The organism is Loktanella sp. S4079 (genome assembly GCF_000967725.1).
Taxonomy (GTDB): Bacteria; Pseudomonadota; Alphaproteobacteria; order Rhodobacterales; family Rhodobacteraceae; genus Yoonia.
The window spans coordinates 1-10,639 of the sequence record NZ_JXYE01000021.1; the positions used below are offsets into that span (position 1 = coordinate 1).

The 10,639-nt window shown below is 51.2% G+C and carries 10 protein-coding genes; 5 read left to right on the forward strand and 5 right to left on the reverse strand.

Annotated elements, in window-relative coordinates:
• Nucleotides 1-578 precede the first annotated feature (578 nt).
• The gene (locus TW80_RS17935; RefSeq protein ID WP_084625848.1) at nucleotides 579-863 is read right to left on the reverse strand and encodes a pyruvate kinase alpha/beta domain-containing protein; all 285 of its coding nucleotides are present in this window, start codon (nucleotides 861-863) and stop codon (nucleotides 579-581) included.
• A 961-nt stretch (nucleotides 864-1,824) separates the two neighbouring features.
• On the opposite strand from TW80_RS17935, the gene TW80_RS17325 reads away from it, so the two are divergent.
• Nucleotides 1,825-2,952 carry a hypothetical protein gene (locus tag TW80_RS17325; protein WP_162197204.1) on the forward strand — a complete coding sequence of 376 codons (1,128 nt, stop codon included), beginning with the start codon at nucleotides 1,825-1,827 and terminating at the stop codon, nucleotides 2,950-2,952.
• A gap of 744 nt (nucleotides 2,953-3,696) precedes the next feature.
• Here the strand turns inward: TW80_RS17325 and TW80_RS17330 are convergent.
• A complete protein-coding gene (locus TW80_RS17330; protein WP_084625849.1) occupies nucleotides 3,697-5,295 on the reverse strand; it encodes a flotillin family protein in 1,599 nt (532 codons plus the stop codon).
• 120 nt (nucleotides 5,296-5,415) lie between these two features.
• Nucleotides 5,416-6,087, reverse strand: a complete 672-nt coding sequence (locus TW80_RS17755) for a YqiJ family protein (RefSeq protein WP_162197205.1) — start codon at nucleotides 6,085-6,087, stop codon at nucleotides 5,416-5,418.
• 187 nt (nucleotides 6,088-6,274) lie between these two features.
• Here TW80_RS17755 and TW80_RS17340 point away from each other — a divergent pair, with 187 nt between their 5' ends.
• The 4 genes from TW80_RS17340 to TW80_RS17355 all read left to right on the forward strand — a co-directional run bounded on the left by TW80_RS17340 (nucleotide 6,275) and on the right by TW80_RS17355 (nucleotide 8,671).
• Nucleotides 6,275-6,685, forward strand: a complete 411-nt coding sequence (locus TW80_RS17340) for a helix-turn-helix domain-containing protein (protein ID WP_045998735.1) — start codon at nucleotides 6,275-6,277, stop codon at nucleotides 6,683-6,685.
• A gap of 66 nt (nucleotides 6,686-6,751) precedes the next feature.
• Nucleotides 6,752-7,357 (forward strand): hypothetical protein, encoded by a 606-nt coding sequence (locus TW80_RS17345; protein WP_045998736.1) that lies wholly within the window; start codon nucleotides 6,752-6,754, stop codon nucleotides 7,355-7,357.
• 296 nt (nucleotides 7,358-7,653) lie between these two features.
• Nucleotides 7,654-8,064, forward strand: coding sequence for a hypothetical protein (locus tag TW80_RS17350; RefSeq protein WP_045998737.1), 411 nt, complete (start codon nucleotides 7,654-7,656; stop codon nucleotides 8,062-8,064).
• Nucleotides 8,065-8,107: 43 nt separating this feature from the next.
• Entirely contained in the window at nucleotides 8,108-8,671 is a 564-nt protein-coding gene (locus TW80_RS17355; protein ID WP_045998738.1) for a hypothetical protein, read from the forward strand.
• A gap of 107 nt (nucleotides 8,672-8,778) precedes the next feature.
• Here the strand turns inward: TW80_RS17355 and TW80_RS17360 are convergent, their stop codons facing one another.
• Nucleotides 8,779-9,324 (reverse strand): RNA 2'-phosphotransferase, encoded by a 546-nt coding sequence (locus tag TW80_RS17360; protein WP_045998739.1) that lies wholly within the window; start codon nucleotides 9,322-9,324, stop codon nucleotides 8,779-8,781.
• 431 nt (nucleotides 9,325-9,755) lie between these two features.
• The gene (locus TW80_RS17370) at nucleotides 9,756-10,082 is read right to left on the reverse strand and encodes a type II toxin -antitoxin system TacA 1-like antitoxin (protein WP_162197206.1); all 327 of its coding nucleotides are present in this window, start codon (nucleotides 10,080-10,082) and stop codon (nucleotides 9,756-9,758) included.
• Between the last annotated feature and the right edge of the window lie 557 nt (nucleotides 10,083-10,639).

The following is a 10,639-nucleotide window of genomic DNA, read 5'->3' on the forward strand; positions in this document are numbered from 1 at the left end:
TCGAAATAAGTGACGTCTTTTATCAGGCATTCAACCATAGCGATACCTGACTGTCGACAAGAATCTCTTGATTGGCGCGGTTCACCGTTACTGGGACATTCCAGTTGTACGAAACAGTTGTCCCTTAGAAACTGATCTGAATGCGTTACTCCGCATCCAGATGCTTGATCTAACTGTGATGAAATCACGGTGAGCGAACGACTATTTGTGACATCGCCGAAATCGCAAAATCCGACATTAGTGCAGTCATAGTGAATGGTGGCAATATGGATCGCGAACGAAGCATCCAACAGTTCGAGTAATCGTTAATGAGTTGTACGCTCCGCCTGCGGCTCGGGTGCCGCGCTCGCAATCCGCATTGCCGCGGCTATCAAGGATTTCGCTGGCGTAGATATCTTTGATGCACCCCACGCTAACATCTCGTGCGAAACAAAATCTACAATACAGATGTTGTTTGTTCGTCCAGACTCTCCAAACGGGATTCCGGACAAAACAACAAAGGTGCCATCCGGTCGTCCAGGTATGTTGGACGCAGCCTCTTGGGCCACTTCAACAATGCTACCATATTCGGCGACGTTCTATTCCACGACTGAAATCGCGCCCCAAACCAACGCCATTTGACGAGATACGCGCTCTTCTTTTGTCGAACCAATCAATGGCAACGCCGGTCTCCGGGCTGAGACCCGCCGTATGGTTGCTCCACTGCGAGAGTAGACGTCAAGACAGCGTGACTTGAGTGAACAAGCGAGCACTGCACCTGTGTCCGCGATGGCATCGGCATCGTTCTGGGTCTGCCCACGCCCAGCTGAAATCGCGCGGGCGTAAGAAACATGGGGCTCAGTTGACTGAATGATGCGATTCATAACGGAAACAGCCTCTAGCGGAAAATCTCCAGTCGCGCTTTGCCTAGGCGTTCACATATGCGGTCCTCAATAAATCGACTGCGCCGTGCGCCCGATAATACATTTTGCACCGAACTTTGATGCCGCCCAATCTGATCGGCGAACTTACTTACAGACGACTCAGACAGAGCCAGGATCGCCTTGAACATCAAAACATGGTCGGATCGCATCGGCATTTTTTCTCTCTGACAGAAATCTTTTAATGACTACTGGAATCGGCCTAACAGGACCGAATCGGCTGGGTCAAGAAGGCATTTTTGAGATTGAAAAACCAAAACTGCGCTCAAGTCGACAGCGCAACAAAGTTGGCCAAAAATTTTGTCAAATTTATTGGAGATCTACTTTTAGCGTAGAGTTAATTGTCAAAATAACTGTTTACTTTCAAAACACTACACACATATACGCAATTACTCAACTAAAACCGACACTTAGCTCAATTTAGTCCAAATCGGAGCTGGTTTTCAGATAACACAGCTATGATTTTGACTATTCTTGAGTATGAAGCGACATAGGAAGCTATGTCTCGGTTTTTGAGTAAATTTGCCCACAAGAACGGCCGAAAACGACAATTGGGATGCCAGCGAATTTCCGCTCACTTAGATCTTGACTTGATTGCTCTTTTAACTTTCCGACCGACTATTCAGCGCAGGGAGTCCTATCAGTTCATCACACCATAGCAGGATACCGCGCAAAGATATCGGGAATTCGGGGCGCAGGTCAGAAACGACATGGCAAACGGACAAAGCGAAGAATTCGAGCGCAATACTGTACGCATAGCGATAAGCGCATCGTCGTCTGTCAGGATGACAATGCTACGGGATTTGCTGGATGGTTGATTGAATGTGGCTATCTTTCCCGCTACCACCTGTTGACCAACATTGTTCTCAAAGTCCCCCTACACACAATTCTCTTGGAGGCAAAATTGTTCAAATCGCTCAATCACTCTGTTTTTGCGTTGTCAGTTTCCATGGCAGTTTCTAGCGCCTCAAGTTTGCTGGCAGAACAAAGTCAGGCGGATGCCTGTTTTGCCGCAAGGGATACAGCCTGCCTAAAAGAATTGTTCTCTGATATCGTGTCCAACCCGACCCCAGAGAAATCGCGAGCAATCTATCTCCTGGGTCAGCTACAGGAAGAAACTGGCGAATTCTCTGCGGCGCAAGACACCTATATGATGAGTATAGGTTTCGGCGGAGGGGATGAGCCGCAGCAAGCATTGCTAGACCTTTTCAATGCACAGCCGCAGGTTTTCACCGATCCGTCGTCCTGCCTTCAGATTAAAAGTGAGGCATGTTTCTCTGCGATCATTGACCAAGTCCCATCAGAGAGTGCCGTCGACGCACAGTTCTTGCTTGGTAGTCTGCTAGTTAGCTCAGAGAATGAGAATGCTGACCCGGTACGCGGTGTTCGTTTCCTTGAAGCGGCAGCCGAAGGTGGAAACGAGACCGCACCCTGCCTCCTGCATGAAACCTATCAAACGAGTGTAGATGGATTGGCTGCAAACTACGACAAATCAATCCAATTTGGATTGCAGTGCAAATTTGTTGACCCTTTTCCGAACTTGGACGAAGAGCACTTCGAAGAATACGAAGATCAGGATGGTCACAGAGCCTTTGCGCTTGGAGAAACAGGCTGGTCATTCTTTAGTGAGGGTGTTGCCAACCCAGAGGTCGCGGCCCGCCTCGCACTCGAATTCTGCAACACATCGCCGCATCGCAGGTCAGGGACTGATGATTGCCGCTTGATTAACATTGATGGCACTTGGGTGGACAATCCCGAAGTTCCAGCTCTATCGGCCTTTTCGGGTGGGGTCGACGGTCTGATCACCATGGCGGCGCGAGATGCCTATCAGGACGATTACAGTGGTCGTTCGGATCGAAGGGTCTTCGTTCAATCACAAAATGGATCTTGGGGATGGAAATCCGCTGGCAGCAGTGACACGACAATTGACGAGCTTACAGAACAGGCCTTGTCTAGGTGCAATTCAAGCTGGCGTAATCGGCTGGACTATCCGTGCGAGGTGATCAATGTGAACGGAGACTGGGTCGAGTGATCGGTTCGAACATAGTATCCAATTCTAGGTATCCAATTCTAGGTTTAATCCCGCTTTGCAGTCGCAGCGAATGGCTGGTTCGACGGGCTGCACCGCGGCATCCTGATCGGCAGGTACTGCCGACTTCAATCCAAACCCTAGTGTGCATTACAATTGCTGCTAGCATCTGGACTTTGCGATTTGGGGCGCGATCTGAAAAATCAGTAGTCAGCACAAAGTGAAAAACCCGCCACCTTGCGGCGACGGGTTCTTTATCTCTATTGACGATGAGGGAAGATGCAAGCACCCGCGAACCTCAAAGCCGTATCGATTAAAATTACGCACTTGCGCTCAGACAGTCAACTTTTCATTGCCAGAACGGTACGGGCACAGCTACCGCTCGCTGCGGTTACGAACGTTTTATGGTTCAGTTTTGCGCGCCGATGTCTGCAGTGCCGACATTTTTGTCTCTCGACGGTCTTTCTGGAAAGTGGCATCGTTATTGACGACCCCGGCCCGCAGGCCAGTCACGCGCCCGCCTGTGATGGCAGGTAACGTACCGCCGTTCTGGATGAACAAGAAAAAGAAAGGGCGCCGCTAATGCGGCGCCTTGATAGTCCGAGGTTGGTAATCGATTGGGGGCTGAGCATGAATGGGCTGATCCACGCTTTCATCAAAATGAGGCATAGCAGGACAATAAGTTGCTATAATATTTTCGGAAAATGAAATCAGAGCGCCCCAAATATCTGGGGCGCTCCACTGTTTTTACGACTTAGCCGTTTCTTTCTTTGGCGTGTCTGCGGCGTCTTTTTCTACCGTAGGCACATCTAAGATGTCATTGGCTACGCCAGCCATGCCATTCTCAAGACTGAAGCCAAGCTCTTTACCTAGCGCCTGCATGGCAGGCATCTGCAGGGCCATACCTAGCACAGAATCAAGCGCTTGGTTGACTGGAGTTCCGCTACTTGAGCCGCCGTCACCAGCTTCGCCGCGCCCCATACCCGTCACTTGGTGAATTTTGATCGAGTCGATTTTCTCGGCGGGCTTTACCATTTCTGCAATGATTGCAGGCATGGCTTCGAGGCTGGCCAAGCGCACTTTCATTGCAATGATTTCGGCACTTAGCTCGTTTTCGGAGTTTGCGATCGCTGTCTGACCCTCAGCGGTTGCCAGCAGGTCGGCTTTCTTAGCGTCGGCGCGCACTATCATAGCGTTTGCATCGGCCTGAGCTTCCTCCAATTTCGCCGAAGCGCGATCGCTTGCTGCGTCTTTTTCCGCTTGTGCAGCAAGGCGAATACCCGTCGCCTGACGTTCAGCTTCTTTTTGGGCTTCGATCAATGCAATTTGTTTTTGGCGCTCAGCCTCTGCCACAGCGCGGGCAGTCTCAATTGCCTCAGATGCCTTCTTTGCTTCTGCTCGAGCCTTGTCGGCAGATGCACGAGCTTGGCTTTCTTCTTCTGATTTACGCGCAACGATAATTTGACGCTCCTGGTCGGCAACCTCTAGCTCGCGCTCTTTTGCAATCTCCGCTTCACGGATCGTACGTTCACGCTCAATCTCAGAGGAGCGGACGGCACGCTCACGTTCAATACGCGCTTGCTCCTTTGCAAGATCTGACGCTTCTTGGTTTCGGGCAATTTCGGCCTCTTGGCTTGCCTGTAGGGTTTGAATTTCTTGAATCTGCGTGATGGAGGCTTGCTTTTTCTCGCGGTCAATCTGGTATTTTAGCTTTTCTGCTTCCATCTCGGAGCGAGCAACAGACACGTCTGCCTCTGCCGTAATCTCGGCGCGTTGTTTGCGAGAGGTCGCAATGACTGCGGCAAGCTTTTGCATGCCGACGGCATTAAATGCGTTATTTTCATCAAGCGATTCAAACGGTGTCTGATCCAAGGCAGTAAGCGAAACCGCCTCGAGCTCTAGTCCGTTTTTCAGGAGATCTTCAGAAATAACGTTCTGCACTTCTTGGACAAAGCTCGCGCGGTTTTCATGCAACTCGTCCATGGTCATTTGTGCGGCAACAGCACGTAGGCCATCAATCAGCTTACCTTCGATCATCTCACGCAATTGGTCGACATGGAAAGTGCGATCACCCAACGTCTGTGCCGCGCGTGAAATGCCGTCGTTTGTTGCGTTTACTGAGACGTAAAACTCCACGCCAACATCGACGCGCATACGGTCTTTGGTGATCAAGGATTGTTCATTAACCCTCGCCACTTCGAGGCGGAGTGTCTTCATGTTGACTTTGGCAATTTCATGCAGGAACGGCACGACGATCGTGCCCCCATCCATGATTACTTTTTTGCCACCAGAACCGGTTTTCACAAGGCTAGTTTCTCGAGTTGCCCGCTTGTAAAGGCGGGCCATAATCAGGCCGATAAATATAAGCAGGCCGACAATCGTGCCCGCAATCGTAAGAATGGTTGTGAGGTCCGTCTAGTACTCCTTCGAATGGAATTAATTCAGTTTTATGTTTGGGGACGCAGTTTAGATGACAAAGAACTTGTCACCGCGCTTGCGGATCAGTGTGACGTCACTGCCTTCATGAAAGACACCGTCATCATCCAATGGCTCGACCCGCAGGTAGTGCATGTTGCCATGCCGATCTTTGATCTTAGCCTCGGCGGGGTGGCCACGTGTGGCGGTGCCTTGAGTTATCGTTCCGCGATGCCCACCCAAGAAGCGAACGTGCATTGCGCTGGTCTCTGTTTTGGGCATGATCAGCCCAACCCAGTTCGCAATGACCCGGGTGACAGCCAAGGCTGGAAGTGTCGCAATGACAACAGCAAGAAGAGTGAATAACGGCGTTCCGAGCAGGGATGTCGCAAGAGACTGTATTCCAAGACCAAATAGCCCAAACATTGTCAAAAACGAAACGAGCCAGATAAGAAATGGCACGTCGCGGGCACCGATCCATGTCAGAATATCCGACGGTGTCGCTGCCACATCATTCGCAACATCAATTTCGAATGGTTCGATATCAATATCTGCTGTCAGATCAAAGTCAGCATCAACGTCGATGTCTGGCCCCTCACCACCTAATCCCAAAACGGTGGCACCTAAAAGTAAGCTAAAGATTTCAATTAAGAAAAGCCCAGCAGTTACAGCAAGCGCAATCGAAAATGGGAATGACCCTTCAGCCACAAATTGTTCAAACATCATCTCTCCTTCAATTCTTACATAGTGCATAATAATAAAAATGTTAGGGATATATATGCAAATTATTACAAATAAAAATAATTACATGGCACTATATGAGCAATAGTATATATTTTACTACACTAGTCTACACTCCGACCAGAGGAATACTATGCCGGACTTTATGCAACGTAGGCGTTGGGCGAGAATGCTGGACCGCAGTTCAGAGCTAGTTGCTGATTTGCAGGTCCCTGAAAAAGGCTGGATTGCGACGATGCGGCTCGCGTTAGGTATGTCAGCCGAGCAGGTCGCACTGCGCAAAGGCGTGAGCCGAAATGCTGTTTACCAAGCAGAACGAAGCGAAAAAGAAGGGTCAATATCCATCAAGCAAATGGAAAACTTAGCGTCTGCAATGGGTGGTAGATTCGTGTACGCTATTGTCCCGAGCGCGCCAGTCGACCAACTTAAGTATCATCAAGCCATCCGGCGCGCACGCGAATTGGCCACCCAAACCGATGGGTTCGTAAATTGGTCAAAAGAAGATCAACAAGATTGGATTGATGACGTCGCAGCACAGCAGTTACACGACATGCCTCCTGATTTTTGGGACAACAGCTGAAAAGACCTATGCCGCGTGGAACCATGAGCGTCCGGAGTTGCGTGAGGATCAATTAGTCAAAGGGGTATGCCTAAGCCAAACGCCCATTATCGTCAGGGTGAAGGCCTGGCCTACCACTCAGAGCAACTTGCACGCTGGTTCATGCATGCTCGGGAATCTGAGGTCCGCGTCCGCTGGTACTCGGAAGATCTTGGTGCCATCGCGGTGGAACTGGATGGTGTGTGGGTCGAGATCCCCTCGGTTCTGACGTGCTTCCGTGGTCAGCGGGCGCAGACTTGGCTGATGACCGTGAGCGAAATCCGTGCGGCCCACGCAGCCGAGGCCAAGGTCAACGGGGAGATCATCGCGAAGACCATGGACCACATCGTGGCCATGAATGCCAACGCGATGGCGCGGCAGGGGCTCTTCGTCGAGGACTTCTCGGCGGAACGGCTTAGGTACTTGGAAGACACAAAAATAATCGGCTTCGAGGTCGAGGACATGCCCCGCACGCCCATCGTTCCCTCCGCCGACGATGGCCTGGGCGCGGAATTGCCCTCCAACCAACCCCGTTCGGGTTGCAGTCGCACCGCTACCACACCTGATGCGCCAGCATTCCATGGAGCGACGGAGGCGACCGACATCTACGGTCCGACCGACGCCAGCGAGGAATGGTCCTTCGAGGACAAGTAACACGCCACCTCGCGCGCAATCAAAGCCCCCGCAGTCAATCTTGGCTGCGGGGGATTTTTCTTGTCCGGGATCAGCATGTGAGCCCACTTTTTCAGACTGGCGGGCCGTTTGATCCGGAAAAACTCTGTGAGTTCCGATCTTTTTTCTTCGTCTTCTGCGGGGTCGGCCAATCTCTTCCATACAAGGCCAGCTGATAGGCCGCACAGACGACAACGAAACGACCAGCGAAGGATGACACAGGCGGACAGGCTTGAAACTGCCACGAATGGCTCAGCACAGCTAAAAGGAGGATTACCATGCTGCGCACGCTACCGACGAACCTGTCCATCGACTCTCAACACGCCGCTGTCAGCGCACATCTCGCTCAACACGGAGCGGCGCTCTGTAATGCCGCCTACCTCTTACAGGGGCAAGTCGGCGAAGCCCGCGTTCTGCGGATCTTGTCCGATCTCCGCACGACAACCAGGCTGGAGCGCGCCACACGGCGTCGACTGGTCGATCTCCACCGCCTGATTTCCCTGGATCCGGTGTTCGGTGACTCAGAGACTGAGAGCGGTCTCTGGCAGTTCCTCGACCCTGGTAGCCGGGACGTCGAGGAAATTTGCCTACTGGCGGATCGCCTCTTCGATCTGCTCGTCGAAATCGGGGAGCTGGACGATGAGGTGGGCGCTTTTGCCGTCGCTGTCGAAGGCCTGGACGCAGCCTGAACCGGCATCCAGTCTCACCTTTCAACGACAAGAGGATACCGCAATGAAGTACTTAGAACACCTGTCCCTGGAAGAGTTCTGGACCCGGACGCTCCAGGAAGTCGATCATGTCCATGCCCAAGCCGAGCAAACCGAGAGAGAGCTATCAGCGACCGAACGAAATGCGCTGCTGCAATCCCTCGCCAGCCTCCGCCACGACGGCCCTTTGGCAGACAGCGCAGAGGATCATATTTGCCGGGTCGAGACCATCCTCGCCGAAGCCGTCTACCGCGAAACCACTGGTTTCCGTGGGGTCTTCGACGGCCACGACGACCCGGATCACGGCGCCGTCGGTACGGTTCGGGCGGTCCCGGTTCTTTCGGAACAGGGACACGTTCTGGAAGACATGCTTCAGGACTTCCGGATGATCGCGGCGATGCGGGCGGCGCTCTCGGCACGGATTATCGCCATCCTTTACAAAGTAGATTGTATTTGGAAGAACATAGAACTTATTTGGATCTTCATGGTCTGGATAAACAACTGCATCTGTGGGTGTTTCAAAGCCGACAGGCTTCCAGAAATCCGGAATGGCCAGCGCGACATTTGGCATCAACATCAACCCGGATGAAGTTGGGGTTCCATGCGGACAGTTTCGGAAAAGTGTCGTATTATCAGTGTGTTGAAAATAGAAAAGACTCGGTTTCAGATCGGACTCCACAGTAAATCCGCTTGGTTCTACTGTTCTGAAATCTGACCAAAGCCCAAATAGCGTGCAGGCACCGCATCGGTAAGCCAAACACCGTTGTCGGCGCGGAAAAACTCAAACCCGTCGTCAAACATCCGCTGAGCTTCAACTCGCAACACAACTGGCCGACCATGGCGCTGCCCGACACGTTCAGCGGTATCCGGATCAAGAGACAGATGAACCTGCTGACGCTTCCCCGGCACCAGACCATTTGAAAAGATCGCATCCAAGTTCGCGCTGGCCGTTCCATGATACAACTCGCTTGGCGGCTGTTGCGGCTTCAAACCAAGATCCACTTCAATCGAATGGCCTTGGGCCGCTCTGATATGCTTTCCGTCCTCAGATAGAGTAAAGCGTTTCTTGTCGCTGGTTTCGACAATCTCAATGAGTTCGTCGTGGCTGAGTTTCCGACCGGATTTCTTAAGCTTTCGCAGCAACTCGTCAACGCGAGCCCACCCATGATTATCAAGCTGAAGATCAATTTCTTCAGGTTTGTGCCGAAGCACCAGACTTAGAAATTTGCTCTCTCTACTCATGATAAGCACAAATACGCTTTTGTTTGCTGCCCCATATTAGCGACTCAACCTCTTAGGAAATTGAATCAGCAACTTACGCTTCGATCAAGCTCGAGTTTTTCAACAAAATACGCCCCTAAATAATGGAGCACGCAAAAGTCTGCTATGAAAGTTGCAGGTTTGACGCCGAGAAATGGCATCTCGGCGTCAATAAATGTCACCTTATGTGTCGTTCTGTAAAATGACCCATAGCTTGCCCATTTGACCTTATGTAACCCATTGTTTTTATTGTAGCCCATGTTTGATTGTTACTCTTTGCTGTCCATAAAATACACATAGCATGTACATTGAACCTACGTACGGTTTGTCTTGAATACTGAGCCCTCAGATTGCACTGATGGTTGTTTTGATGCCCTACGACCCACGAATTCGCCCTCTCGCATCACTGAAAATCAAAGACCAACTGCTGTGAGGCATTCAGCAGCCTGATTTTTCGCCCCATTGATGCTTCTGCTTTCAAAGTAAATTCGGCAGCAGCACGTGCATCTTCTCCGGCATCCTGGTGTTTGAATTGAAGCCCCAACACCTTTTTGAGATTGGCCAGACCATGCCCACCATTGCCCCGTATCTGCCAGTGCATCGTTTGTTTTTCCTTCACCATCAACCGCAGCTGCAAAAGCAGCGAACTGCGCTTCAGGTAGCGATATGGAGATCTGAGCAAGCTCAATCTCCTTGGCCTTGTAGAATGCAGCGGTAATGATGAATATACTTGTATTCATGCCTACACACTGAGCTGCCCGCTTGATCGCGACCAGAACAGTCGGCTGTAAGGCACGGACATTGTGAACTGAAGTAAGTTAGAAACCCGACTAGCTATTGAAAAAATTAAAAAACCACCGACCCTAGCAAGACCGATGGTCATTTGATGTGTGCGAAGTGGTCAAAAACACCCCTAAGTGGCCAAGTTATGCGAGATCCCACAACAATAACCAATGTAGATTGCTCCATAGTATTGCCATTTCACATTTATAAGCCCTTGAATTCACACCTACGCAAATACCATATTCGACATGATTTTGCCGTTCTAGGCCCCATAAAACTGCCATTCGACGACAAAGCTCGGCATGAGAAGCATGTGCCACTGTCGATGAGATTCAAGCAATCGCGAGCTTGTCGCCATAGCGGACGTCGGTTCACACTGCGGAGATCGGCATCTTTGAACCCAGTCTGCCGAATTGTTGTAGCGCGGCCAATGTCTGCAATTGGAAAGGTGGTTCAGCGCGATCCTAGATCTTGAGCCGGAACCTTTTAGGGATTGCCGGGGTTAAAATGAGTG